Below are 24,270 nucleotides of genomic sequence, written 5' to 3'. Positions count from 1 at the left end.
GGCCATCACTGTAGATGCTGAATTGGATTAGTCAATGCCGGGACAATTCTCCCCCAAGCACTCGCTGTCCGCGACCGATAGGTTTGGCTCGATAGTGGTCAGCCGCGACCGACTGCTTTCGGCCGATTCTGTTGAAAAAGTCGACCATGGTTTCCACGGCAGAAAAGTACGCGTCTGAGCTTGAAATCTTCGCTTTGAGCAGAGGGTTCCGGGTTCAGATTTCGCGTAGATGCGCGCAAGAAAAGGAATTTTCAGCAGTCAGTACGTGCGCAGCCTGGAAGGAGCGACTTTTTCAACACAATAGCCAATAGCAGTCGCTCAGGCCCGTCTACCAGCCCAAACAGAGTGCGTTTGAGGTGGTGTACGACCTTCGATGTAGGTAATGGCATAACGCTGGCATAAGTTCGTAAAACTGATAATGTTCTCTGCGAGCTGCAGCCGACTGTCAATTTGACATCATACGTGGGGAAGGAAATGGAATATTCGTTCAGTGAATTTTGGTCAACTCATTTAGCCGGCGTAATAAAACGGCAAAACTCGTTGGATCTCCCCGGTTGGTATGGCGATCTGACACCAATGAAGTCATTCGTTCCTGCAAATGTTGTTCCGCGGTCCGGTTTTTCAGATTTAAGCCAGAGTGTTTGGCTGATTGCGGCACCAGGTGCGGTAGGTAAATCAACACACGCAAAGGAAATATGCGCTTTAACTGGTGCTGTCTATCTCGACTTGGCAGAGGCGTCCACTGTTGCAGGGAATTATCTAATAGGCGGGCTAGTATATACAGATCTTCTCGCCGCGTGGTCAGAGGGTACTACAACCATTGTAATAGACGCTCTCGATGAAGCTAGATTGCGAGTGACCCAATCTGGATTCGAAGATTTTCTTGCCGACGTAGCAAAGGTTGCAACAAAAGGTAGCGCGCCGATTGTTTTGCTTGGTCGAGTTGGGATAATAGAAGAAGCGTGGCTACTAATAAATGAAAACTCGGGGGTCGCAGCTCCTATTTTTGACATTGAATTTTTTGATACAGAGCAAGCGAAGAAGTTCGTAATGGCAAGGCTCGTTGCTCTTTCGCACATGACTCAAAATGATTTATTGGAGTATCCGCATTTATCTTCTTCTCTGGCCAATCATGCAAAAGTTTATGATGAGGCAGTTACAGAGGTAATATCCGGGATAAGTAGGTTGTCTCAGGCTGATGCAGATCGTTTTGTTGGCTATGCGCCCGTACTGGACGCGGTGGCAAAGGTGATCGCGGCCGAACAAAATCCTGCTCGAATCAATGAGGACATGCGGAGAGTGCTTGAGGGCGAGGTTCTCACTAGTCTTGCTAGTGAGATTTTGAGCCGAGAAGCGGGTAAGCTAACAATTCAGCTTAAGAATGCCCATCCGGACTTTCCTGAAGATCTTTATACGCCGGAAGAGCAGTTACATCGGCTGGCTTGCAAGATGCTTAATTTGCCTGCACCACCTGTTCCCGATGTCGTGGCACAAAAACATGTAGCGGTTTACGAGCATGCAGTTAAGAACTTACTGCCTCAGCATCCTTTTTTAAACGGAGATGGCAAAGGTGCCTCCAGTTCCGTTTTTGAAGCTGCTATCATTGCCGCAGCTCTTAAGAGCGAGCTTAAAAATGTAAGAGAAAGTGCAGAAAAATATATCTCTTCAGCAAAGCACACTGCAAATCCATTCCTATTTGATTTCTACCTGGCTTTCGATGATGGGCAGAGCAACGCACCTGCGGAGCATTTAGGCTTCCTGTTTGATTCTGTAGTTTCAAAAGCTACCACTGGGGATAAGGTGCGACTGTATATAAGTGAAAATGCAGATGATACATTGGCGAGCGAAATAATAGTTGAAAGAGATAGTGGGCGGTCGAACTCCTACGTATTGAATTCCCCTGCGGAGGGATTGATTACTCTGGGGCGGAAAGTATCTGGTGTATCAATAGATTGTGAACACACTAACGTTCAGTTGGGCCTCGGAGGTCAGCTGGAACTTATTTCTCCAGCTATCGTGCAATGCCAACAACTATTTCTCACCTGCGATCAAGTCGTTGTGAAAACCGATCCAAAAAGCACTGAGGAGGTAGTGCTTTTGGAGGCGCAAGAGCTACTCGCTGGAAACAGTGTTTCAGCGCCGATAGTAAGACCTACAGCAATTTTTAGAGTCTCTTGGCCCGGCTCTGAAGCTTACCCATGGACCTCTTTCAATATCACAGATGGGCAGGGAGAAGCAGCTCATGTCTCAGAGGGATTACGCACCCTCCGGCGATTGGTTATGGCATTTCGTTCTCACAGCAAAGGCCAACTCGCCCGCTTCCGTGACAAGATTGACCACTTCAGGATGCTCAAGGGTAGGGTTGGGGAAGCATTACTTCAAAATCTGATCGATGATGAGATCATTTGGGCAGAGGGGCCAATGTATTGCTTGGACGCTAACAAGCTTGGTGCAAAAGTTGGAATATCATTCCAAGATGCCCAAGCCAAAGAGTACTCCCAGAAAACTAGAGACTACCTATCGAACCTAGATATTTGAGGATGAGACGCCGGTCCACGTTTGCAACTCGTAGACCGGCGCTCAACTATTTCGTCCGCTAATGGCCGGCTCCTGTCTGTCACGACTGATCGAAATCGACCCGTAAAGAACACTACATTTCACCGGCGCTCAGGGGAGAAACTGCTGTCTGCCGATTCCATTGATTCGGCTGCCTTCCGCGGTTTTGGTGTCAAGCGTACCGGTCCGATCAGCAGCAGCGGTGATCTGGACGGTGGCTTGGCATTGGTTTGCGCACCGCGCCATGCTTAGACACAAAAAAACACTTGGCGGGGTTCTGCATGGAACAGAAAGCGGCTGAGCTATGCCTCCGCCGCAAGGCAGCTACTGATGGCGCTGCTGATGCTTTCTGCTTTGGCGCGGGCGCTATCGACGTATTGGTTTGCCTCACTCGTTCCCGGCAGGGGAGCTTCATTAGCAGTCCACGTTCCTCTAATTTTTAGATTCGTGAATTCGTAAATTTGACCTATAGCAGACTGGCTTTGAGTCAGGGAAAAGACTATTACATAACTTAGAGGAGTACCCATCGTCATTGGGACAATGAATGTTACCTGATCCTTACCCTGAACAGTGATTCTGGTCTTGGATGGGTTGAGCAACGGGGTGCCGTTAATCCCAGGCACATTCTGCGCAAAGCAGAACTGAAGTGCATCAGTGCCCGCCTGCGGGCCTGCCTTCGTGATCCTAATGGACTCTACGCTGTAACTGCCGTATTGATTTTTGACAATAGAAACGCCATCAGGCGCGGGCTGATAGGGTTTCACTTCCAACGCAGCACAGCCCACAAGCGATACTGTGAGGGTGCAAATACCCAGAGCTGAGAAAATCTTCATGAAGTTCCATTTCCAAAAGTTCCAAGAACCTGAAGATATCAAACTGCTATCTATCTGGTCTAGGGTTACTCAGTAGTGTCGGCACGGTACGTGATCGATACCGGTAAGATAGTGGTCGTGTCGCCCGCAAGCGATGCTGCGGTGCCCAGCGGTGAACACACGATTGCTGTCCATGCTGAAGGTCATCAACCGGCCATGTTGCCTTTCATGACTTGTCGAATGCGCCGTGTCAGATAATTCCCATTTCTTCAGGCCAAGCATCTACTCCAAGCTTTTTAGCTGCCTCAACTAAACAGTTCCTTTGCGCATCGCGCCGAGTGTTGTGTGGCTCCGGCGAATTCGGTTTTTTCGCCCCTGGTCGGTGCTTGTTGTAGGTCACCGTCCTGCAGGTTGTAGGTTCGCTGCCAGTAGCCATTGGTGAACCTTACGCCGGACTCGATCAGGGCCTTGTCTCGCTGGGCAGGGAACTTGTCGATTTTTTCTTGTTGCCAGAGGGCATAGCGCGGCTCGCTTATGCCGTAGGATTTATCTCAACCCTGTACACCAACCTCGCCAACCTTCGATTTGACGCCTCGCTGAATAGTCGGCATATTTTGCTCGTTTGTGATTATTTATGCTCGTTCATGCAGGTTGTTAATCCCATGACTTCACCTAACGAAGCGTTTCCCGGCGAACGCCAGCAACTGATCCGCCAGCGTCTGGCCCAGTACGGCCGGGTGATCGCCGCTGATCTGGCCAGCGAATTCAATGTCTCCGAACACTCGATCCGGCGCGACCTGGGCGCCTTGGCGGCGGCAGGTTTGTGCAAACGCGTCTACGGCGGCGCGATCCTGTTACCCGGCCCTGAAGGGCCGCTGGACGTTCGGGTGCAGCAAGACCCCGCGCGTAAGCACAGTCTTGGGCACGCGGCGGCTTCGTTGCTGCGAAACGGCCAGCATGTGTTCATCGATGCCGGTTCGACCAACCTGGCCATCGCCTGCGCCATCGACCCGCAACTGCAGTTGACCCTCACGACCAATTCGCCATTGATTGCGGTGCAGTTGATGAAGCTGCCTCATGCCGAGGTCATCCTGTTGGGCGGCCGTTTGAACCCGGTGGCGGGAGGCGCGATCGGGCTGACGGCGGTACAGCAATTGCGCCAATTCAGTTTTGACGTGTGCTTTCTCGGCGCCTGCGCCATTGACCCGGACAACGGCGTCACGGCGTTCGGTCTGGAGGACGCAGAATTCAAGCGCGCAGTGGTCGCCGCGAGCGGTCAGGTGGTGGCGGCCGTGACCAATGAAAAGCTGTCCAGCGTGGCTCACTATCAAGTGGCGGCGTGTGAAGAGGTCGCCGCCCTGGTGGTGGAACACGATGCACCCCGTGAGCGCCTGAAGCCGTTTTTCGGCCGGATTTCGAATGTCATGACGGCTGCCCGCGAACAACGGCGCGAACAGGAGCAGGCTTGAAATACTTGCGAAGGCTCGACAACCCATTGTCCGCCACGCGATTTACGTCTAGTTTGCTGACCCATCATAAAGACAAAAACTGGAGTCATTGATGCAACCGATTCGTCTCGGTCTGGTGGGCTACGGCAAGATTGCCCAGGATCAACACCATCCCGCTATCCTCGCCAACCCCGCGTTCCAGCTGGTGTCTGTCGCCACGCAAGGGCAACCTTGCCCCGGCGTAGAGAATTTCCGGTCCTTGGGCGAACTGCTCGACAAGGGGCCGCAGGTCGACGCCATCGCGTTTTGCACGCCACCGCAAGGTCGATTCGCGTTGGTGCAGCAAGCGCTGGCCGCTGGCAAACACGTGCTGGTCGAAAAACCGCCGTGCGCCACGTTGGGTGAGGCGATGGTGTTGGTGGATCAGATCCAGGCGCAAGGCGTCAGCGGTCTGTTCGCCTGGCATTCGCGTTACGCGCCCGGCATCGAAGTCGCTCGTGACTGGCTGGCCACCCGCACCCTGGAAAGCGTGAAGATCGACTGGAAAGAAGACGTGCGCAAATGGCACCCCGGTCAGGCGTGGATCTGGCAACCCGGCGGCTTGGGCGTCTTTGATCCCGGCATCAATGCCTTGTCGATTGCGACCCATCTGCTGGCGCTGCCGTTGTTCGTCGAGTCTGCGGAACTGCGGGTTCCGAGCAACTGCCAGTCGCCCATCGCCGCCAGCATCAAGATGTCCGACGCGCGCCATCTCGATGTCCGCGCGGAGTTTGATTTCGACCACGGCCATGATGAGCTCTGGAGCATCGAGATTCGCTGTCGCGAAGGCGTCTTGCGCCTGGACAACGGCGGTGCACTGTTGAGCATTGACGGTGTGCGCCAGGCCGTTTCGCACGAGGGTGAGTACGCGGCGGTGTATCGCCATTTTCAACAGCTGATTGCCGACAAAACCAGCGACGTGGACTTGCAGCCGCTGCGCCTGGTCGCGGACAGCTTTTTTGTCGGCAGCCGCGCGGCGGTTGAACCGTTCTACGATTAGTCGCCATCCAGGCAAGGGAACCTGGGCCATTGCGCCTTCGAGACTGGAGACTCTAGGGCGCAATCGGCCAAATCGGTTTCTAGGCTGCCGGTAGCGACAGGGCAGGTTCAGCCCAAATCTTCAGCCTGATGCCGCTCCGGCACCTGGCTCGCCTCATCGCCCCACGTCCGATTGACCCGTTGCCCACGGATGACCGCAGGCCGCTGGGCGATTTCTTCCGCCCAGCGCTGCACGTGGGTGTACTCGTGTGCAGACAGAAACTCGGCGGCTGAATAGACGTTGTTGCGCACCAGTTGGCCGTACCAGGGCCAGACCGCGATGTCGGCAATGGTGTAGTGGTTGCCGGCCAGGTACTGGCTTTCGCCCAGGCGCCGATCCAGGACATCCAGCTGACGCTTGGCTTCCATGGTGAAGCGGTTGATGGGGTACTCGAACTTTTCCGGCGCATAGGCGTAGAAATGCCCGAAGCCGCCACCCAGGTAGGGCGCTGCACCCATCTGCCAGAACAGCCAGTTCAGGGTTTCGGTGCGGCCGGCCAGGTCGGTGGGCAGGAAGGCGCCGAATTTTTCCGCCAGGTAAAGCAGGATCGAACCGGACTCGAAGACGCGGACGGGCGGCTCTACGCTGCGATCCTGCAAAGCCGGGATTTTTGAATTGGGATTGATCTCGACAAAGCCGCTGGAAAACTGGTCGCCTTCGTTGATGCGAATCAGCCAGGCGTCGTATTCCGCGCCGGCATGCCCGAGCGCCAGCAACTCCTCCAGCAGGATGGTCACCTTCACGCCATTGGGCGTGGCCAGCGAATAGAGCTGCAACGGATGTTTGCCGATCGGCAGTGTCTTTTCGTGGGTCGGCCCGGCAATCGGGCGGTTGATGCTGGCGAAATGGCCGCCGGACGGGGCCTCGTTTTTCCAGACCCTGGGCGGAGCATAGGGCGTTTTACTCATGAGTCGTATCTCATTGTTTACTGGCGGGAGTCACTCCGACCGCGCAAGGAGTAGCGCAACAGAGAGGCCGGCGGTCAGACCTGCGACTGAAAGCAGAGAAACTATCATGGGTGGCGCAGCGCGGGGAGGCCCGTCTTGCCAGAGGCCCGCTCACAGCAGCTGCCGACTGTCAGCCAGTTTATGCGCCAAGCCACAGCTCAACCTTATCCCGGCTTGGGATGCCTCCGGAATGAACGACCTTGCCATCAACGACAACACTGGGTGTGGATATAACCCCATAGCTCATGATCTCACGCAGATCCTCCACTTTTTCCACCTTCACAGGGACGCCTTTCGCTTGAGCGACTTGCTCGATGATGGCGATCGTCGATTTGCAGTTGGAGCAACCGGTACCTAGCACCTTGATGTCTTTCATGGGAAACCTCGACAGGTGGACCTACAGAACCAAATTGAACACATAACCGACGACGAGAATGCCGACGGCGACGACGCCAATGAATGTGGCGATCAGGCGGACTTTGAGCACTTTGCGCAAAATCACCATTTCAGGGAGGGAGAGGGCAATGACGCTCATCATGAAGGCCAGAACGGTGCCCAGCGCTGCACCTTTGCCGAGTAGCGCCTGGACAATGGGAATGATTCCGGCGGCATTGATGTACATGGGTATGCCGATCAGGACCGCCGCGGGGACAGACCACCACGCCTCTTTACCCATGAAACTGGCCATGAAGTCTTCAGGCACATAGCCATGAATTCCAGCGCCAATGGCGATGCCCGCGAGGATGTAAGGCCATACTTTCCCGACGATTTCACGCACGCTGCTGAACCCGGCTTGCATGCGCTCATGCAGCGGCATGCTCGCGTCTCCAGCGGATGCCTGGACCTTGGGCATGTCACGAACCCAATCCTCCAGGTAGTCCTCCATTTTCAAACGCCCGATGATCCAGCCTGCGACCACCGCGATAAACAAACCGAGACTCAGGTACAGCAGCGCAACTTTCCAGCCAAACAAGCCCAGCAGCAGCGTCAACGCGACTTCATTCACCATGGGGGCGGAAATGAGAAACGAGAAGGTCACCCCCAACGGTACGCCTGCCTGGACAAACCCAATGAACAGAGGAACCGCAGAGCAGGAGCAGAACGGAGTGAACACGCCCAGTGACGCCGCCATGACATTGGCCATGCCCGCGCTGCGCCCCGCCAATATTGCGCGGGTGCGTTCAGGTGTGAAGTGGGTGTTGATCATGCCCATTAAAAACACGATGCCGGTCAGCAGCATCAGCACCTTGGGAGTGTCATAGAGAAAGAACTGTAAGGCATCCCCCAAGCGGCTATCACGATCAACAGGCAGCGTGGCGACCAGAAACTCTGAAACGGGAGTCAGGACCTCGTACATGCCGAACCAGACAAGCACGGCCGCCGCCAAAAAAAGGCGGGGATTACGCTGCGGCCAGCGCGCAGTCATTTCGTTCATGTCCACACCTCCAGAGGTGTAGCCGGGCTAGGCAACCGATTGATCGACAAGGACGGCGGTGATTTCGTTGACCGTGCTGCGGGCCGTGCGGGTGACGCCGATCAACGTGGCGGAAGCCGAACCTGTCCACTCGCCATAGCCGACCAGCCATAGCCGGGGTTCTAGCGTCGAGCGGGTGCCTTGGACCTCGACACGGCCTTCGGTGTTGATCACTCCCAGGGTATCGAGGTGCTGCAGGGCGGGTCTGAAGCCGGTGCACCAGATCACCACGTCCACCGCGGACTCGGAGCCATCGGCCCAGATCACGCCGTTTCGCGTGAAGCGCTCGAAAGGCCGCACGGATTCGAGTGCGTTGCGCGCCCGCGCATCGACCACGGGCGGGACCATGACGATGTCACCCAACCCACCCACGGGCTGCTCGATGATGCGTCCCTCCAGTTGGGCTTTCCAGCGCTCGGTGGCGCGCTCGAACAACACGCGCCCATCCACGTCGTCGGGCAAGAACAAGGGGTCGACGGGCGTCACCCAGGTGGTCTGTGCGACGTTGGAAACCTCAGCCAGTATCTGCGCCCCGGAATTGCCGCCTCCCACCACCAACACGCGCTTGCCCGCGAACGGCTGCGCCTGGACGTAGTGGGCCGAGTGCAATTGTTGCCCGGCGAACAGTTCGGCATCCGGGTAGTGCGGGATGTAAGGGTTGCTCCACGTGCCGGTGGCGCTGACCACCACCTTGGCATCCCAATGCCTGTGGTCAGAACACACCCGCAAACCCGTCTGCGTACGCTCCACGCGAGTGACCCGCACGGGGCGCTCCACCGGAAATCGATAGCGCTGTTCGTATTGTTGAAGGTAGTCGATGACATGGTTGCGCGATGGATAGCCCTCTTGCGTAGGCGGCATCATCCAGCCAGGAATCGAACTCCAGGTGGCCGGAGAAAACAGGCGCAACGAATTCCAGCCATGTCGCCAGGCGCCCCCGGGCGCTTGCTCGGCGTCGAGGATGACAAACGATAATGGGGTGCGACGCAGGAAGTAGGCGACCGCCAAGGCGGATTGCCCCCCGCCGACAATGACGACGTCTACTTGGCCGGCGCTCGAATGAGTCATGACGGTGAGCCTTGAGGTGTGCTTGCAGGGGCGTTGTGCCCCTACGACGGAAGGGGCAGTGCCTGTCTCATTAACGCTTACAGGTTCTGATGCCCAGCAACCGATAGGCCGGGCAGAAGCGGAAAATGCCGGTGGCCAACGGCACCACGCCGATCCAGCCCCACAAGCCGATCACGCCGGTCAGGCTCAAGGCGATGAGTACAAGCCCAATGATGATGCGCAGGCTACGGTCGATGGTTCCGATATTGGCATTCATGCTGATCTCCCGATCAATGGGGGCGCCGGGTCTCCAGCGCCGTGAACAACAACATGCCAGCCAGCATGGCTAGCATGAACACAAGGATTTGCCAGTGTCCGGTCAGCAGGATCGCCACGGCGGGGCCGGGACAGATACCCGCTATTCCCCAGCCGATGCCGAACACCAGGCTACCGCCGATCAGGCGCGGGTCCAGCTCACGCTTGACCGGTAACTGCATAGGGCTTCCCAGCAGTGAACGGAACTGCTGGCGTGCCCAAGTCAGTGGGCCGATGGCAACGCCGATCGCCCCGATCATCACCAGGGCCAGGGAAGGGTCCCAGGCGCCAGTCAGATCCAGAAAGGCCAGTACTTTTGTCGGGTTGGCCATGCCCGCCAGGAGCAAGCCCAAGCCGAACAACAGGCCGGCTATGAATGCGGTCAGTTTGAGCATGTTCAGGCCCCTATCACATGACGCAGGACAAATACCGTCGCGAAACCACTGAACATGAAGCATGCCGTGGCGATCATTGAACGCGGTGAAAGGCGGGATAGGCCGCATACCCCATGGCCACTGGTGCAGCCCGAGCCATAGCGGGTGCCGATACCCACCAACAGACCGGCGACGACCAGCCCGATCCAGCCGCTGTGGAACTCAATCGTCGGCAACGTGGCAAACAGCCCCCATAAAAGCGGTGCAACCAGCAGGCCCAGCAGAAACAGGGCTTTCTCGCCGACGCCCTCGCTACCACGCTGCAGGAGACTGCCGATCAGCCCACTGATGCCGGCAATGCGCCCGTTGGCGACGACGAACAGGCTGGCAGCCAGGCCTATCAGCATGCCGCCGGCCAGGGATGACCAAGGTGTGAAGTTGAGCCAGTCAACATTCATGAGTGTTCTCCGGTACATCATCGTTGATATTCAACCCAGGGCCTTCACCAGGAGGGCCATCGCCACCAGCGTAGACAAAAGGGCAAAGCCTTTTTGCAGGTAGGGTTCCGGCAGCCGGGCCGCGATCAGGCGCCCGCCGCCCATGCCGATGATTGCGCCAATGGAAAATGGCACGGCTACCGCCCATTGCAAGTGGCCGGCCGCCGAACTCGCCACAACCCCTGACATGGAAACCAGTGCAATCACCGTCAGAGAGGTGGCGAGCACCGACTGCGTGCTCAAATTGGTGTAGCGCTGGAGCGCCGGGACCATGACGAAACCGCCGCCGACTCCGAGCAAGCCGGAAAGCACCCCTGCGACTACGCCTGAAGCCGTGAGCGCCCAGGCACAGGGGCCGGTCCAGTTCAGCTTGCCTCGGTTCTCATCCAAGACGCAGGGCGGTGGTTTGCGCGTGCCGGGTAGCTTTGCTCCGGCGCGAGAATGCAGTGATTTTTGAAAGGCCCGGAATGCCACGTACATCAGCAAAAGGGCAAACATGATCGTCAAGGGGCCGTTGGGTGTCCGTTGAGCCAACCAAAGGCCAAGGGGGGAACAAACGATCCCCGCGCCGGCGGTCAGAAGCGCAGCTTTATAGCGCACGATGCCGTTTCGAAGGCCCATCACCGCGCCCAGGGTGGCGGCTAAGCCCACTGCGAGCAAACCAATCGGCCCGGCCTCGGCCATGCTCAATCCCACGCCAAAGACCAGGAACGGGACCGCGAGTATGCCTCCGCCCGCGCCGGTCAGCGCCAGGATCACGCCCACCGTCAAGCCCAGCAGCAAGACTGCAATCATCTCGGTCTCCTGGCGGTCAGCGTGGATTTCATAGGTCTGCCAGCTCTGGTTTTGCCAACCACTCACGGCCCTTGAGCATGCCCTTCCAATACAGGGGTGGAAGAATCCGCTCTTTGAGCAGCCACGCCAGCCGCGATGGTCGGGTGCCGTCAATCAGCCAGGACGGGAAACTGGGGGCAACCTTGCCGCCATAGGTGAATTCAGCAAGGACGATCTTGCCCCGTTCCACCGTCAGCGGGCAGGAACCGTAGCCATCGTAATGGGCGCTGCCTTTGGCCTTGCCCATTGCCGCCAGCACGTTGTGGGCGACCACGGGCGCTTGCTTGCGCGCTGCGGCCGCGGTTTTGGCATTGCTGGTGTTGGCGGCATCTCCCAACGCGTAAACATTCGTCCAGGTTTTATGACGCAAGCTGTCGGGGTCGACGTCGACCCAGCCCGCCGCGTCGGCGAGGGGGCTGATGCGGATAAAGTCCGGCGCAATCTGGGGTGGCACCACATGCAGCAGGTCGAAGTCGTGCGTCACCAGGTGAGTACTGCCATCGGACTTAACGCAGCTGAAAGTGGCTGTTTGCGCCGGCCCGTCTACGCGAGTCAGCGTGCTACCGAAACTCAGGTCGATCCCATAGGCCTTGATGTATTCCATCAGCGCCGGCACGTAGTCAGAAACGCCGAACAGCACCGTGCCGGCACTGCAGAAATCGATCTCGATATGCTTGAGCAGCCCTTGACGCTTCCAGTGGTCGGCAGAGAGATACATCGCTTTTTGAGGGGCACCCGCACATTTAATCGGCATGGGCGGTTGCGTGAAAATGGCCCGGCCACTGCGCAGTTGCTGTACTTGTTGCCAGGTATAGGGGGCCAGGTGATACAGATAGTTTGAAGTGACGCCATTGCGCCCCAGTGTTTCCGATAAGCCTTCAATGGCGTGCCAGTCCAGCTTGAGACCGGGGCACACGACCAACTGTTGGTATCGGACAACCCTGCATCCATCGAGAATGACGGCGTTTTTTTCCGGTTCGAAAGCCGCTACGGCCGCTTTTATCCAATGCACGCCCCGGGGAATGGTCGCAGCCATCGTGTGGGCCGTTCGGGACGCCTCGAACACTCCGCCGCCGACCAGCGTCCAGCCAGGTTGGTAATAGTGCACGTCCGCCGGGTCGATGATGGCAATGTCCAGGCCTGGTTCGCGTGCCAACAAGCTCGACGCTGTCGCGATGCCCGCGGCGCCGCCACCGATAATGACCACGGCATGTTCGGCCTCGGCCACTTCAACCGGTGTGCGTCCCTTGTTGGCAATCCTGCGGATGACGCCTTTCATGTCGAAGCCGGCCTTCTTGGCTGTTTCGACGATCTGCGGCAAAGGTTGATGGTCGGCTTGCGACAGGGCCCACATCGTTGTCGAACGCATGCCGGAACGGCAATACGCCAACACCGGCTTTGGCAACGATTCAAATAGCTTGCCGAAGGCAACACCTTGCTCGTCGGTAACCTTGCCGGACTCGGCAGGTAAGTAGTGCGCCTCGATGCCCATCGCTTGCGCCGCGCGTTTGATCTCGGCAAACAAGGGTTGATCACTGCCTTCGCCATCCGGTCGGTTGCAGATGATGGCGCGAAAGCCGCTGTTTTTGAGTTCGCTCAGTTGATTGGGAAGAATCTGCTCGGATACCGATAAGCCGGACGCAAGGTGGCGGATGTCCATGAATGTCTCCGTGATGAGTATTTTTCTTATGGGGACGTCAGAGCCTATTGAGGGGGATCTTCAGGTAGCGTGTACCGTTCGACTCCGGCTCGGGAAAGTGCCCGGCGCGCATGTTGACCTGCACCGATGGCAGGAGCAGCGTCGGCATGTCCATCGACGCATCGCGCTTGGTGCGCATCGCGACAAATTCTTCTTCACTGATGCCGTTACGCACATGAACGTTGTCGGCGCGTTGCTCGGCCACGGTGCTGGCGAACTGCACCTCGCGGCCACCCGGTTGGTAATCGTGGCAGGTGTAGAGGAGGGTGTTGGCCGGCAGGCTCAGGAGCTTGTTGATTGAATGAAACAGTGCGCGAGCGTCGCCGCCGGGGAAGTCACAGCGTGCGGTGCCGTAGTCCGGCATGAACAGTGTATCGCCGACAAACGCGGCTGTTTCCCTGCCGTCGCTGATGACATAGGTCATGCAGGCGGGCGTGTGGCCTGGCGTATGCAGGGCGTGGCATTGCAACGTGCCGAGCGTGAACGGCTCGTCATTGATAAACAGATGGTCGAACTGACTCCCGTCTCGGGCCATGTCGCCGCCAGTATTGAACAGCGTGCCAAAGACTTCCTGCACGGTGGCGATCCGGCTTCCGATGCCTATCTTGCCGCCGAGTTTTTCTTTCAGGTACGGCGCGGCGGTGAGGTGATCGGCATGGACGTGGGTTTCCAGAATCCATTGGACCTTTGCATCCAGTTCGGCCACTCGGGCGATCAGCCTGTCTGCGGAAGTGGTTTGGGTACGGCCTGATTTGGGATCGTAGTCCAGGACGCTGTCGACCAACGCGCAGTGGCGGGTCGATTCGTCCAGAACCAGATAGCTGACGGTGTGGGTTTCAGGATCGAAAAATCCTTCGACGTGCAGTTTTACGGGCATGACTTGTCTCCTTGGGGACTCTGCGAGCCGCTCACAGGATGGATACAGCAATAAATCTGCCATGCCTGCATGAACCGAATTTTTGTAATTAACTAATTGATTTTTATGGTTTTATTTTCAGGTTCTGGCGCAGCGTCTGCCGCGCGCGTGGAAAATCACTGCCATTGGCAGTATTTATTGGCATAGTGGCAGTGCCACCTCAGTCTGGGATGGAGTCACAGGAGCCACGATGACAAACACCCTGCAGACGTCGTTAACGCCGCTTCCGCACCCCGAACAGGTGCAGTCCCTGGTTTCGTTTCTCGAGCACGAGCCGCAGCCGATGATCGTCCTCGACCCCGACTACAACATCTTGGCGGCGAACACGGCTTACTTGCGTCAGTTCGGCAGCGCCGACAAGCCTTTCATTGGCCATAAGTGCTATCAGGTTTCCCACCACTACGATGTCCCCTGCGACCAGGCCGGTGAGAATTGCCCGATGAAAAAGGCCAGGGAGATGCGCGGTCCGGATCGGGTCCTGCACATCCACCACACGCCCCGCGGACCAGAGCATGTCGACGTGGAGCTGCGCCCCATCCTGAATGAGCAGGGCGTCATTACCGCTTATGTGGAACGTCTCACCCAGGTGCGCAGTGCGTCGGCGCGGCCCAGCAACGAAGGGCTGGTGGGCCGCTCACCGGCCTTCAACCAGGCCCTGTTGGAACTGCAACGGGTAGCGCCATCAATGCTGCCGGTACTGTTGCTGGGAGAATCCGGCACGGGCAAGGAGTTGTTCGCCCGCGCCGTGCATGAAGGCAGTGATCGCGCCACGGGGCCTTTTGTTGTAGTTGATTGCTCCGGGCTGACCGAATCCTTGTTCGAGAGCGAGCTGTTCGGCCATGAGAAGGGCGCGTTCACCGGCGCCACCATGCGCAAGGTGGGCCTGGTAGAGACGGCCCAGGGCGGTACGTTGTTTCTCGATGAAATCGGCGACGTTCCCTTGGCCATGCAGGTGAAATTGCTGCGCCTGATTGAGTCTGGAACCTATCGCCGTGTTGGCAGCGTAGAAACCCAGCATGCGGATTTCAGATTGGTGGCTGCGACTCACAAGCCTTTGGAGCAAATGGTCGCGAAGGGTGAGTTCAGGCAAGACCTTTACTACCGTATCAGCGTCTTTCCCATTCACCTGCCTCCCTTGCGCAACCGGCTTGAAGACATCGGTTTGCTGGTGAACTCATTCCTGCAACGCTCCGGTGCGGGTAAACGCCGGCTGACCATCGATCCCCAGGCCCTGGAGCAACTGCAACGGTTTTCCTGGCCGGGCAATATCCGCGAGCTGCGCAATGTGTTGGAAAGAGCCAGTCTGTTCGCCGATGACGGCGTTATTCACGCTGTGCACCTACCCCCGGCCACTGCGGCGATATCGGCTCAGTCATTAACGCCAATACCCGATAACAGAACCTTGGAACAGACAGTGGCGTCCTTCAAAGGGACCCGCAGTGAACTGGCCAAATACTTGGGTGTGAGTGAGCGCACGTTGTACCGACGCTTGAAAGAGCAGGGGCTGGCCTGAGCACCAACGAGCCCGACTGCCAATGACTGCCAGCGACTGCCATGCCGGCAGTCTGGCAGGGCCTTTTCCTCTCCAAGGTAAACGAAGGACTCCTATCGGTTTAAGTAACTGATTGTTTTATATCAATAAAAAATCAGATCTTGCCTTTGGCATGGCCCGTGCTACAGCCGGGTCATGACTATTTCCGATAAACGACTACGTCGCCATCTGCTCACAGCAGTACTGATCAAGCTGGTTGTGTTGACCGTGCTGTGGTGGCTGTTCATCAAGGATTCGCGCGTCAGCGTCGACTCGAACACCATCAGCGACAGGTTCGGCGGACCCACCTCGGCTCAAGGGGCAAGCAAGTGATCTCAGAACAACTGGTGGATTTGTCACGGCTGCAATTCGCGGCCACTGCGCTGTACCACTTTCTGTTTGTACCGCTCACCGTGGGCATGGTGTGGCTGCTGGTCATCATGGAAAGCGTCTACGTGATGACCGGCAATGTCATCTGGAAAGACATGACGCGGTTCTGGGGCAAGTTGTTCGGCATCAACTTCGCCCTGGGAGTGACCACCGGTATCACCCTGGAATTTCAGTTCGGAACCAATTGGGCGTACTACTCGCACTACGTCGGAGACATCTTCGGTGCTCCGCTGGCCATCGAGGGGCTGATGGCGTTCTTCCTTGAGTCAACCATGATCGGGTTGTTCTTTTTTGGTTGGGACCGCCTGAAGAAACAGCATCATTTGCTGGTCACACTGCTGATGGCGATTGGCACGAACCTGTCGGCGTTGTGGATCCTGATTGCCAATGGGTGGATGCAGAACCCGGTGGGTTCGGAGTTCAGCTACATCACCATGCGCATGGAAATGGTCGATTTCTGGGCAGTGGTTTTCAACCCCGTGGCGCAAGCCAAGTTTGTCCACACGGTTTCGGCAGGTTACGTCACCGGCTCAATGTTCGTGCTGTCGATTTCGAGTTGGTATCTGCTGAAAAATCGTGATGTCGAGTTTGCCAAACGTAGCTTTCGCGTTGCGGCGGCCTTTGGCCTGGCGTCAGTGCTGAGTGTGATCGTGCTCGGGGATGAGTCCGGCTACACGGTGGGTGAAGCACAGCAAACCAAACTGGCCGCAATGGAGGCAATGTGGGAAACCAAGCCCGCGCCAGCCGGCCTTACGCTGGTGGCCAGCATCAACGAAGCCGAGTCCAGAAATAACTGGGAAGTTGAGGTGCCATGGGTAATGGGCCTGATTGGAACGCGCTCGGTGAGCAAGCAAATTCCAGGTATTCACGAGATCAAGGAAAAGAACCGGGCTCGAATCCTGCGCGGTATTCCCGCGGTCAATGCACTTGAAGCGCTCAGGGCCAATCGCGGCGACTTGGCGGCACTTCAAGCGTTTGAAGAATACAAGGCTGATCTGGGTTTCGGCTTGTTGCTAAAACGGTATGTCGAAGACGTCAACCAAGCGACACCCGCCATTATAGAAAAGGCGGTAAACGATACCGTACCGCGTGTCACCCCCATGTTCTGGGCGTTTCGAATCATGGTAGGCCTGGGTTTTGCCATGCTGCTGCTCTTCGCGCTCGCCTTCTGGAGCACACTGAAATCGACTTGCTCACGAAGCCGCTGGTTACTCCGTTGGGCGCTGCTCATGCTGCCTGCTCCGTGGCTCTCCTGTGAACTGGGCTGGTTCGTCGCCGAGTATGGTCGTCAGCCCTGGACCATCTACGGCGTGCTGCCGACCCACATGAGTGTCTCGACCCTCAGCGTCAATAACCTGTACGGCTCGTTGGCGGGGTTCGTCGTTTTCTACACCGTGCTGCTGCTGGTGGAGATGTTCCTGATGGTCAAGTTCGCCCGCCAAGGGCCCGGCAGCCTCGGCACAGGCCGTTATGTCCACGACGCCAAGTTGAAGGAGCTTCACCATGCTTGACTACTTCACCCTCAAGATCATCTGGTGGGCGCTGGTCGGCGTCCTGCTGATAGGTTTCGCCATCATGGACGGCCATGACATGGGCGTCGGCACGTTGTTGCCATTCGTTGGCCGCAATGACATGGAGCGGCGGGTTGTCATTAACACCGTGGGGCCGCATTGGGATGGGAATCAGGTCTGGTTCATTACCGCCGGCGGCGCATTGTTCGCCGCATGGCCAGTGGTGTACGCCACTGCGTTCAGCGGATTCTACTGGGCGATGATTCTGGTCCTCTGGGCGCTGTTCTTTCGTCCGGTGGGGTTTGACTATCGCAGCAAGATTCACAATCCGACCTGGCGCAGCACCTGGGATTGGGGCCTTTTCGTGGGTGGGGCCGTACCGCCATTGGTGTTCGGCATCGCGTTTGGCAACTTGCTCCAGGGCGTACCGTTCCACTTCAGTGAGTATCTGGTGTCAACCTACACCGGCAGCTTTTGGCAATTGCTCAACCCTTTCGCACTGCTGAGCGGCATTGTCAGCAGCGCCATGATTACGCTGCAGGGCGGTACGTATCTGGCCCATCGTACGGAAGGTGGCATTCAGTCCAGGGCCATAAAAGGCGCGGTGGGCGCTGCGATCGTGCTGGTGTGCTCGTTTATTGTGGCGGGGATCTGGCTGCAATGGATCGAGGGCTATCGCATTACCTCGGTCGTTGATACCGCTGGGCTACCCGACATCCTCAGTAAATCCGTGGTACGCGAACCGGGGGCGTGGATGGCGAACTATGGCCATTATCCTTTGCTGTGGCTGTTGCCCGCGCTTGGTTTGGCAGGTGCCGTCTGTGCCGCCATGTTGTTGATGATGCGCCGCACGCTGGCGGCATTTGTTGCGTCATCGCTTGCGGTGATCGGTGTCATCAGCACCGCGGGCGTTTCCATGTTTCCCTTCATCATGCCGTCATCAACAATGCCTGCCGCAAGTCTTACCGTGTGGGACAGCGTCTCCAGTCATCTAAGCCTGGCCATCATGTTTTGGGCCACGTTGATCTTCATGCCGATGATCGTGATTTATACCTCGTGGGCCTATCGCGTCATGCGCGGCAAGGTCACCGTTGCGCAAATCAAAGCCAACGAACATTCAGCCTACTAGGCCAGCAAAGGAATCAAAGACATGTGGTATTTCGCCTGGATGCTGGGAGTCGGTTTCGCCTTACTGTTGGCGATCTTGAATGCGATGTGGGGCGAGAACGAAGCGGGTCGAGCTTCGTCTGAACATGATGAGGTACCGCGGTGATGGCACAAGGGTCAGAGGTCCAACCATCTTCGAGCATCCATGGGTTGAGCTTGAGTGTTGCCGTCACCATCATGCTCGCTGGCACGCTTTATCCTCCCATGATGGTTACCCCCGATGGGAGCGTCGATCATGGGTTGGCTGGCGCATTGTTCGCCGCCATGAGCGTGGCGTTTGTGAGGGGGGTGGGTTTTGTCCCTCGAGCCATTGCCTGGCGATGGCTGTTTTCCGGTTGGGCAGGCCTGGGGACACTGGTGCTTGCTGCGGGGTTGAAGTACCTGCATTGAGCGGCTGTATCGGTACCCAATGAAATCCGGGGTGAGTCTTAGGCGACGACACGCGTGGACTCGGTTAGACGCAATCGAATCTGTTTTTCAATCTCGATGATGGCGAACAGTGCAATGCCCACCGCGATGATCAGCAGCCCATCCATGAAAGGGACCGCTTGCGTCGCAAACACGGCTTGCAGCGGCGGCGCGTAGGTGATGGCGAATTGAGCCAACGTCACCACCGCGACGGTCGCCCACACTACCTTCGTACCGCGAACGCCCTTCCAGGTCAGCGACGTTCCATAGAGATTGCGGATGAAGAACAGATGGAAAATCTCCATGACGACCAAGGTGTTCACGGCAAGGGTGCGAGCCAATTCCAATGAATAACCCCGGTCGAGGGCATAGGCGAAAATGCCGTAGACCCCGCAAAGAAAAAGAATGGAAACCAGCACCATATGCCAGACCAACGCGCCGCCGATCAAAGGCTCGTGCCTTGAGCGGGGAGGTCTGCGCATGCTGTTTTCTTCGGTCGGTTCGAACGCCAGGGCGATACCGAGCGTCACAGCGGTGATCAGGTTGATCCACAAAATCTGTATGGCGGTCACTGGCAGCGTAAAGCCAAACAGTAGCGCGACAATGATGGTCATGGTCTCGCCTGCGTTGGTGGGTAATGTCCAACTCAAGACTTTCTTGATGTTGTCGTAGACCGTCCGTCCTTCACGCACAGCGGCCACGATGGAGGCGAAGTTGTCATCGGCCAACACCAGGTCCGCGGCTTCTTTCGCGGCTTCACTGCCTTTGTCACCCATGGCGATACCGGCGTTTGCACGCTTGAGTGCTGGCGCGTCATTGACGCCATCGCCCGTCATTGCCACGGTCATGCCATTCGATTGCAGCAACATCACCAGCCGGAGCTTATGTTCAGGGCTGGTGCGGGCGAAGATGTTCACCTCCTTTAACGCTTCTTTCAGCACGGCGTCGTTCATGGTGTCCAGATCGACGCCGGTCAGGACCCTGTCGGGGTTTTGCAAGCCAATCTGATGGCCGATGGCGCGGGCGGTGCCGGAGTGGTCCCCGGTGATCATTTTCACGGCGATGCCGGCCGCCTGGCATTGTGCGACGGCCTGCCTGGTTTCCGCGCGAGGAGGGTCGATCATGCCCACCAGGCCAAGCAGGGTCAGTGTCCCTTGCACGTCACCTAATTCCAACACGGTGTGTTCGGGCTGTACCGGCCTGATTGCAAACGCCAAGACTCGGTGGCCTTTACTGGCGATGGCATTGGCCTGTTTGTGCCAGTAGTCGGTATCGAGCCGCTCAACCGCGCCAGTGCTGGAGCGTTGTTGCGTGCACATGGCCAGGATCTGCTCGGGCGCGCCTTTCACATAAATGGTGGCCTGCCGCTCGTGATTGTGATGCAGCGTGGCCATGTAGCGGTGTTTTGCGTCGAACGGAATGGCGTCGGTGCGAACCCACGTGCGTCGTGCTTGTTCGTGGTCGATGCCGGCTTTTGCGCTAAACGCCAGCAAGGCACCCTCCATCGGATCGCCCTCGACCTTCCATGCCCGCTCATGCTGTCTCAACGCGGCGTCGTTGCAGAGGCTGGCCGCATGCCCTAGCTCGGCCAATACCGGATGATTGGCGGTATCAATCAACTGATCCTCCAGGTTCATGTTGCCTTCCGGCTGATACCCCGCACCGTCGACGGTGAAGGTCAGGTCACTGACGGCCACCGACGCGACCATCATTTCGTTGCGGGTGAGGGTGCCGGTCTTGTCCGTGCAGATGACGGATACCGAGCCCAGCGTTTCGATGGCCGGCAGGCGCCGGACGATGGCATTGCGGCGGGCCATCGCTCGAACCCCGACCGCCAGGGTAATCGTGAGTACGGCGGGCAACCCTTCGGGTATCGCGGCCACTGACATCCCCACCACAACCATGAACATCTCGGTGAAGGGGTAGTGCCTGACAAAGTGACCGTAGACGAGTAAAAGACCCGCGACTGACAGAATCAATAGCGTCAGCCAGCGGGCGAAAATGTTCATTTGCTGCACCAGCGGTGTCGTCAGTGTTTCAACGCCTGACAGCAAGTTGCTGATGCGGCCGATTTCGGCTGATGTAGCGGTCGCGACAACAAGCCCTGTGGCTTGCCCGCACGTCACCAGGGTGCCGCTGAACGCCATACAGCCACGGTCACCCAGGGCTGCTTCACGCCGAACCGGCTCGGTATGCTTTTCTACGGGAGCGGATTCACCGGTCAGGATGGCTTCCTGGACCTGCAGCCGGTTTGCATGCAGCAAGCGAAGATCAGCGGGGACCTTGTCGCCGGCTTCCAGCAAGACGATATCGCCCGGTACCAGCTCCTCGCCCGCGACATTCAAGCGTTCACCGGCACGGATCACCGCCGCGCGCGGTGCCAGCATCTGCCGGATGGCATCCATCGCTTTTTCGGCCTTGCCTTCCTGGACGTAGCCAATGGTCGCATTGGCAAGCACCACCGCCAGAATGACCACCGTATCCCACAGGTGCGCAAGCGTTGCGGTGATCGCAGCTGAACCAAGCAGCACATAAATCAGGATGTTGTGGAACTGCAGCAGGAATCGCAGCCAGGCTGGCCGTCGGGTGGAGGCAGGCAAGCGATTGGGACCAACGCGCTCAAGGCGGGCCTGAACCTCGCCCGCACTGAGCCCGACATGCTCATGGGTCCCAAGCCGGCTCAGTGCCTGTTCGGTCGTTAGCGTGTACCAGGCTAAAGTTTCCGTGGGCATTGGCGCTTGCTCCGGTAAGGCGTTGTCCTGTCGCTTCATCCAGCCCTGTCCCAATGTCCACGAAAAGCCGCTAGCCCTCGACAACTGCAATGATCATGCGATCAGCCGACCTGCTGCGGCGCAATCACCCACAAGCTGCACGGCATCTTGTACAGCAGCCCCTCCACGGTACTGCCGATCAGTTTGTCCAGGGTGCCGTAGCGTACTCGGCCCATGACGATCACATCGATGTCATGGGACGCGGCGTAGCTGGCCAGGACCTTGGCCGGGTCGCCCATGATCATGCGCCGCTGTTCCGGGGCGATGCCGTTGCGTTCGGCCAGTGCATCGAAGGCGTCGCCTTGGGATTCATAGAGTTGTTGGGCCAGGGTCGAGGAAAAAAACATCGAGCCGTTACCGAAGCCATATTCAGAAGCGGTGATGGCCGAAAGATCATAGGCGTAGACGACCTCCAGCGTTGCGTCGCAGCTGAGCGCCAGTTTGTTGGCTTCGCTCAGGATCCGGTCGTTGAGGCCCTCGTAGCGCCCGTCTTGATGAAAGGGGTCGATGGCGGCGAGGATTTTCCGTGGCCGCGCATGGGCGACCTTGTTGACGAAGTGCAGCGGTACTTCGCATTCGCGCAGCAGATGCACGTCCAGAGGGGTGAACATCAGGCGCGAGAGCCAGGATTCAGGGTCCACGGCCTTGACCAGCGCATCCATCGGCTGCTCCTTGAGGTGGATCAGAATCTCCTGCAGCGGCCGCTCGACCCAGGTCACTTCGGTGGTGACTTCGATGCCGAGCTTGCGCAGCGGCCTGGCCTGTTCCTCCAGCCAGTGCCGATGGCGTTCAATGTAGCCCAGGCGCATCTCTTCCAGCGCCTGTGCGTTGACCAGGCCGGCCGTGGCCAGCCCTTCGAGGTAGTCGAACGCGACGATATGCAGCGCGGCGCCTTCGGCCTTGGCCAAGGCGGCCGCCCGATCAAAGGCTGGGCTGTGTTCCATCAGCGGCGAAACGACTAACATCAAGCGTGATTGGGTAGACATGACAAACCTCCCGGGCAAGGACCTGTTGGCACCGGGCGACCGTTCGCTCGGCGTGGTGTCTGGGTTTGATCATGTCCTCTGCACGTGGCGATCACTTGATCTGTATCAAACTCAGCCGAATGCGCTGCTGCGTCGAACAAGGCGCCTCGTTGATCATGATCAATCTTTGCCGAACCAGCGCAGAGCAAACTCGGGTTTCACGCCGAATTCAGGTACAACGGGTTTCACTGTCTTAGAGTCGCCGTCATGACCGAAACCCTGGGCTTTGCCAATGCTGCCGCTGCGCTGGGAATCGGCTTGCTGGTGGGGCTCGAACGCGAGCGGCGCAAAGGCGAGGACGACAGGCGCGACTTTGCCGGCCTGCGGACCTTTGCTATCACCTCGTTGCTGGGGTATGTCACGGTTCAAGCCGGCGGGCCTTTATTGCTCGGGTTCGTCGCGCTTGCACTGGGGGCGCTGGTTACCACGGCGTATTGGCGAAATCTTGAAAAAGACCCCGGCATCACCAGTGAAGTGGCGCTGTTCGCGGTCCTGGTCTTGGGCGCGCTCTGCGTGAGTGCCCCGGCACTGGCGATCGCCATCGGCGTGGTCATGGTCGGGCTGCTCGCCAGCCGCCAGCCGCTGCACCACTTTGCCCGCAGCCAGTTGACCACTGCCGAGCTGCGTGATGGCCTGGTGTTGTTGATCGCTGCGCTGGTCGTGCTACCGCTGGCGCCGGATCGTTTCCTCGGGCCTTACCACGCGATCAACCTGCGCACCATTTGCACCCTGACCGTCATGTTGATGGCGGTGGGGGCGCTGGGGCACGTCGCGGTTCGCACCCTGGGTACTCGCTACGGCTACGCCCTTAGCGCGATTGCCTCGGGGTTTGCCTCCGCCACGGTGACCATTGCCGCCATGGGCGACATCGCCGCCAAGCAGCCGACCGATCTCAAGGTGCTGAGTGCTGCCGCCGTGTTATCCAACCTGGCGACCCTGGTACAGATGGCACTGATCCTCGGTACCGTGGAACCGGCCTTGTTGCGTTGGATGTGGGGCCCCTTGCTGTGCGGCCTTTCGATGACATTGGTTTATGCCGGTGTGCTGATGTTCTCCCTTCCTCGAGGGCAGGCCGATGAGCCGATCAAGGTGGGCGGTGCGTTCAGCCTCAAACTGGCGTTGATGGTGACGCTGATGATGACCGGGATTACTGTTTTGTCATCGGCGATGCTCGACGGATTCGGGCAGGCGGGTGTGATCGTGACCGCGATTATCAGCGGGCTGGCCGATGCCCACGCGTCGACAGCCTCCATCGCGTCCCTGGCAAAGGCCGGGTTGTTGCCCTTCAACGGCATCGCCGTGCCGGTCTTGATGGCGCTGAGCGCCAATTCCCTGAGCAAATGCGTGGTGGCCTGGCTCAGCGGTGGGCGAGGGTTCGCCGGGTATGTCATTCCCGGTCAGGTGCTGGTGACGCTGGCGTGGTGGGCCGGGCTTGCGCTGCCAAATCTGTGAGCCAGAGTGATAGCAGTT

At 58.1% G+C, this 24,270-nt stretch carries 23 protein-coding genes; 10 read left to right on the top strand and 13 right to left on the bottom strand.

The window, feature by feature from the left end; translation table 11 throughout:
• Nucleotides 1-474 precede the first annotated feature (474 nt).
• Nucleotides 475-2,538: a hypothetical protein gene (locus tag CD58_RS16210; protein ID WP_144238580.1), complete on the top strand. Its 2,064-nt coding sequence runs from the start codon at nt 475-477 to the stop codon at nt 2,536-2,538.
• Nucleotides 2,539-2,858: 320 nt separating this feature from the next.
• On the opposite strand, the gene CD58_RS16205 is transcribed toward CD58_RS16210, so the two are convergent.
• Complete coding sequence (locus CD58_RS16205; protein WP_025214046.1) at nt 2,859-3,389, bottom strand: hypothetical protein; 531 nt, start codon at nt 3,387-3,389, stop codon at nt 2,859-2,861.
• Between the two features lie 641 nt (nt 3,390-4,030).
• Here CD58_RS16205 and CD58_RS16200 point away from each other — a divergent pair.
• Entirely contained in the window at nt 4,031-4,837 is an 807-nt protein-coding gene (locus tag CD58_RS16200; RefSeq protein WP_025214045.1) for a DeoR/GlpR family DNA-binding transcription regulator, read from the top strand.
• A gap of 91 nt (nt 4,838-4,928) precedes the next feature.
• Nucleotides 4,929-5,855 carry a Gfo/Idh/MocA family protein gene (locus tag CD58_RS16195; RefSeq protein ID WP_025214044.1) on the top strand — a complete coding sequence of 309 codons (927 nt, stop codon included), beginning with the start codon at nt 4,929-4,931 and terminating at the stop codon, nt 5,853-5,855.
• Between the two features lie 107 nt (nt 5,856-5,962).
• Here the strand turns inward: CD58_RS16195 and yghU are convergent, their stop codons facing one another.
• The 10 genes from yghU to CD58_RS16145 all read right to left on the bottom strand — a co-directional run bounded on the left by yghU (nt 5,963) and on the right by CD58_RS16145 (nt 13,958).
• The gene (gene yghU / locus CD58_RS16190; protein ID WP_025214043.1) at nt 5,963-6,802 is read right to left on the bottom strand and encodes a glutathione-dependent disulfide-bond oxidoreductase; all 840 of its coding nucleotides are present in this window, start codon (nt 6,800-6,802) and stop codon (nt 5,963-5,965) included.
• A gap of 178 nt (nt 6,803-6,980) precedes the next feature.
• Complete coding sequence (locus CD58_RS16185; protein WP_025214042.1) at nt 6,981-7,217, bottom strand: thioredoxin family protein; 237 nt, start codon at nt 7,215-7,217, stop codon at nt 6,981-6,983.
• A gap of 21 nt (nt 7,218-7,238) precedes the next feature.
• Nucleotides 7,239-8,276 carry a permease gene (locus CD58_RS16180; RefSeq protein WP_025214041.1) on the bottom strand — a complete coding sequence of 346 codons (1,038 nt, stop codon included), beginning with the start codon at nt 8,274-8,276 and terminating at the stop codon, nt 7,239-7,241.
• A 27-nt stretch (nt 8,277-8,303) separates the two neighbouring features.
• A complete protein-coding gene (locus CD58_RS16175) occupies nt 8,304-9,383 on the bottom strand; it encodes an ArsO family NAD(P)H-dependent flavin-containing monooxygenase (protein ID WP_025214040.1) in 1,080 nt (359 codons plus the stop codon).
• Nucleotides 9,384-9,453: 70 nt separating this feature from the next.
• Nucleotides 9,454-9,639 carry a YgaP family membrane protein gene (locus tag CD58_RS16170; RefSeq protein ID WP_025214039.1) on the bottom strand — a complete coding sequence of 62 codons (186 nt, stop codon included), beginning with the start codon at nt 9,637-9,639 and terminating at the stop codon, nt 9,454-9,456.
• Nucleotides 9,640-9,652: 13 nt separating this feature from the next.
• Nucleotides 9,653-10,072, bottom strand: a complete 420-nt coding sequence (locus tag CD58_RS16165) for a DUF6691 family protein (protein WP_025214038.1) — start codon at nt 10,070-10,072, stop codon at nt 9,653-9,655.
• Nucleotides 10,073-10,074: 2 nt separating this feature from the next.
• Nucleotides 10,075-10,509, bottom strand: coding sequence for a YeeE/YedE family protein (locus CD58_RS16160; protein ID WP_025214037.1), 435 nt, complete (start codon nt 10,507-10,509; stop codon nt 10,075-10,077).
• 30 nt (nt 10,510-10,539) lie between these two features.
• On the bottom strand, nt 10,540-11,343 hold the full coding sequence (locus tag CD58_RS16155) for a sulfite exporter TauE/SafE family protein (protein ID WP_025214036.1): 804 nt from the start codon (nt 11,341-11,343) through the stop codon (nt 10,540-10,542).
• A 28-nt stretch (nt 11,344-11,371) separates the two neighbouring features.
• Nucleotides 11,372-13,042 (bottom strand): bifunctional protein tyrosine phosphatase family protein/NAD(P)/FAD-dependent oxidoreductase, encoded by a 1,671-nt coding sequence (locus tag CD58_RS16150; protein WP_025214035.1) that lies wholly within the window; start codon nt 13,040-13,042, stop codon nt 11,372-11,374.
• Between the two features lie 37 nt (nt 13,043-13,079).
• The gene (locus CD58_RS16145) at nt 13,080-13,958 is read right to left on the bottom strand and encodes an MBL fold metallo-hydrolase (protein WP_025214034.1); all 879 of its coding nucleotides are present in this window, start codon (nt 13,956-13,958) and stop codon (nt 13,080-13,082) included.
• A 229-nt stretch (nt 13,959-14,187) separates the two neighbouring features.
• Here CD58_RS16145 and CD58_RS16140 point away from each other — a divergent pair, with 229 nt between their 5' ends.
• The 6 genes from CD58_RS16140 (at nt 14,188) to CD58_RS16115 (ending at nt 18,986) form a co-directional block, all read left to right on the top strand.
• Complete coding sequence (locus CD58_RS16140; protein ID WP_025214033.1) at nt 14,188-15,510, top strand: sigma-54 interaction domain-containing protein; 1,323 nt, start codon at nt 14,188-14,190, stop codon at nt 15,508-15,510.
• A 174-nt stretch (nt 15,511-15,684) separates the two neighbouring features.
• The gene (cydP, locus tag CD58_RS31675) at nt 15,685-15,861 is read left to right on the top strand and encodes a cytochrome oxidase putative small subunit CydP (RefSeq protein WP_025214032.1); all 177 of its coding nucleotides are present in this window, start codon (nt 15,685-15,687) and stop codon (nt 15,859-15,861) included.
• Nucleotides 15,858-17,429, top strand: coding sequence for a cytochrome ubiquinol oxidase subunit I (locus CD58_RS16130; RefSeq protein WP_025214031.1), 1,572 nt, complete (start codon nt 15,858-15,860; stop codon nt 17,427-17,429). Before cydP ends, CD58_RS16130 begins: the two co-directional genes overlap by 4 nt.
• On the top strand, nt 17,422-18,558 hold the full coding sequence (cydB, locus tag CD58_RS16125; protein WP_025214030.1) for a cytochrome d ubiquinol oxidase subunit II: 1,137 nt from the start codon (nt 17,422-17,424) through the stop codon (nt 18,556-18,558). The genes CD58_RS16130 and cydB overlap by 8 nt, the downstream gene beginning before the upstream one ends.
• A gap of 21 nt (nt 18,559-18,579) precedes the next feature.
• On the top strand, nt 18,580-18,702 hold the full coding sequence (gene cydX / locus CD58_RS29325) for a cytochrome bd-I oxidase subunit CydX (RefSeq protein ID WP_025214029.1): 123 nt from the start codon (nt 18,580-18,582) through the stop codon (nt 18,700-18,702).
• Nucleotides 18,702-18,986 (top strand): cyd operon YbgE family protein, encoded by a 285-nt coding sequence (locus CD58_RS16115; protein ID WP_038436651.1) that lies wholly within the window; start codon nt 18,702-18,704, stop codon nt 18,984-18,986. Before cydX ends, CD58_RS16115 begins: the two co-directional genes overlap by 1 nt.
• Before the next feature lie 38 nt (nt 18,987-19,024).
• On the opposite strand, the gene CD58_RS16110 is transcribed toward CD58_RS16115, so the two are convergent.
• Together CD58_RS16110 and CD58_RS16105 are read right to left on the bottom strand one after the other, a co-directional pair.
• Nucleotides 19,025-21,736, bottom strand: coding sequence for a cation-transporting P-type ATPase (locus CD58_RS16110; protein ID WP_038436650.1), 2,712 nt, complete (start codon nt 21,734-21,736; stop codon nt 19,025-19,027).
• A 101-nt stretch (nt 21,737-21,837) separates the two neighbouring features.
• Nucleotides 21,838-22,761, bottom strand: coding sequence for a universal stress protein (locus CD58_RS16105; RefSeq protein WP_025214026.1), 924 nt, complete (start codon nt 22,759-22,761; stop codon nt 21,838-21,840).
• A gap of 246 nt (nt 22,762-23,007) precedes the next feature.
• Here CD58_RS16105 and CD58_RS16100 point away from each other — a divergent pair, with 246 nt between their 5' ends.
• Nucleotides 23,008-24,252, top strand: a complete 1,245-nt coding sequence (locus CD58_RS16100; protein ID WP_025214025.1) for an MgtC/SapB family protein — start codon at nt 23,008-23,010, stop codon at nt 24,250-24,252.
• The last annotated feature ends 18 nt before the right edge of the window (nt 24,253-24,270 follow it).

This window comes from Pseudomonas brassicacearum (genome assembly GCF_000585995.1).
Classification (GTDB): domain Bacteria; phylum Pseudomonadota; class Gammaproteobacteria; order Pseudomonadales; family Pseudomonadaceae; genus Aquipseudomonas; species Aquipseudomonas brassicacearum_A.
The sequence above is the reverse complement of the archived record's forward strand: the minus strand, read 5'-3'. Positions and strand labels throughout refer to the sequence as shown.

What these genes read in the sequence shown, in the direction of transcription:
- CD58_RS16210 (WP_144238580.1), top strand. Translation starts at nt 475, where the DNA reads ATGGAATATTCGTTCAGTGAATTTTGGTCAACTCATTTAGCCGGCGTA.
- CD58_RS16205 (WP_025214046.1), bottom strand. Translation starts at nt 3,389, where the DNA reads ATGAAGATTTTCTCAGCTCTGGGTATTTGCACCCTCACAGTATCGCTT.
- CD58_RS16200 (WP_025214045.1), top strand. Translation starts at nt 4,031, where the DNA reads ATGACTTCACCTAACGAAGCGTTTCCCGGCGAACGCCAGCAACTGATC.
- CD58_RS16195 (WP_025214044.1), top strand. Translation starts at nt 4,929, where the DNA reads ATGCAACCGATTCGTCTCGGTCTGGTGGGCTACGGCAAGATTGCCCAG.
- yghU (WP_025214043.1), bottom strand. Translation starts at nt 6,802, where the DNA reads ATGAGTAAAACGCCCTATGCTCCGCCCAGGGTCTGGAAAAACGAGGCC.
- CD58_RS16185 (WP_025214042.1), bottom strand. Translation starts at nt 7,217, where the DNA reads ATGAAAGACATCAAGGTGCTAGGTACCGGTTGCTCCAACTGCAAATCG.
- CD58_RS16180 (WP_025214041.1), bottom strand. Translation starts at nt 8,276, where the DNA reads ATGAACGAAATGACTGCGCGCTGGCCGCAGCGTAATCCCCGCCTTTTT.
- CD58_RS16175 (WP_025214040.1), bottom strand. Translation starts at nt 9,383, where the DNA reads ATGACTCATTCGAGCGCCGGCCAAGTAGACGTCGTCATTGTCGGCGGG.
- CD58_RS16170 (WP_025214039.1), bottom strand. Translation starts at nt 9,639, where the DNA reads ATGAATGCCAATATCGGAACCATCGACCGTAGCCTGCGCATCATCATT.
- CD58_RS16165 (WP_025214038.1), bottom strand. Translation starts at nt 10,072, where the DNA reads ATGCTCAAACTGACCGCATTCATAGCCGGCCTGTTGTTCGGCTTGGGC.
- CD58_RS16160 (WP_025214037.1), bottom strand. Translation starts at nt 10,509, where the DNA reads ATGAATGTTGACTGGCTCAACTTCACACCTTGGTCATCCCTGGCCGGC.
- CD58_RS16155 (WP_025214036.1), bottom strand. Translation starts at nt 11,343, where the DNA reads ATGATTGCAGTCTTGCTGCTGGGCTTGACGGTGGGCGTGATCCTGGCG.
- CD58_RS16150 (WP_025214035.1), bottom strand. Translation starts at nt 13,042, where the DNA reads ATGGACATCCGCCACCTTGCGTCCGGCTTATCGGTATCCGAGCAGATT.
- CD58_RS16145 (WP_025214034.1), bottom strand. Translation starts at nt 13,958, where the DNA reads ATGCCCGTAAAACTGCACGTCGAAGGATTTTTCGATCCTGAAACCCAC.
- CD58_RS16140 (WP_025214033.1), top strand. Translation starts at nt 14,188, where the DNA reads ATGACAAACACCCTGCAGACGTCGTTAACGCCGCTTCCGCACCCCGAA.
- cydP (WP_025214032.1), top strand. Translation starts at nt 15,685, where the DNA reads ATGACTATTTCCGATAAACGACTACGTCGCCATCTGCTCACAGCAGTA.
- cydB (WP_025214030.1), top strand. Translation starts at nt 17,422, where the DNA reads ATGCTTGACTACTTCACCCTCAAGATCATCTGGTGGGCGCTGGTCGGC.
- cydX (WP_025214029.1), top strand. Translation starts at nt 18,580, where the DNA reads ATGTGGTATTTCGCCTGGATGCTGGGAGTCGGTTTCGCCTTACTGTTG.
- CD58_RS16115 (WP_038436651.1), top strand. Translation starts at nt 18,702, where the DNA reads ATGGCACAAGGGTCAGAGGTCCAACCATCTTCGAGCATCCATGGGTTG.
- CD58_RS16110 (WP_038436650.1), bottom strand. Translation starts at nt 21,736, where the DNA reads ATGCCCACGGAAACTTTAGCCTGGTACACGCTAACGACCGAACAGGCA.
- CD58_RS16105 (WP_025214026.1), bottom strand. Translation starts at nt 22,761, where the DNA reads ATGTCTACCCAATCACGCTTGATGTTAGTCGTTTCGCCGCTGATGGAA.
- CD58_RS16100 (WP_025214025.1), top strand. Translation starts at nt 23,008, where the DNA reads ATGACCGAAACCCTGGGCTTTGCCAATGCTGCCGCTGCGCTGGGAATC.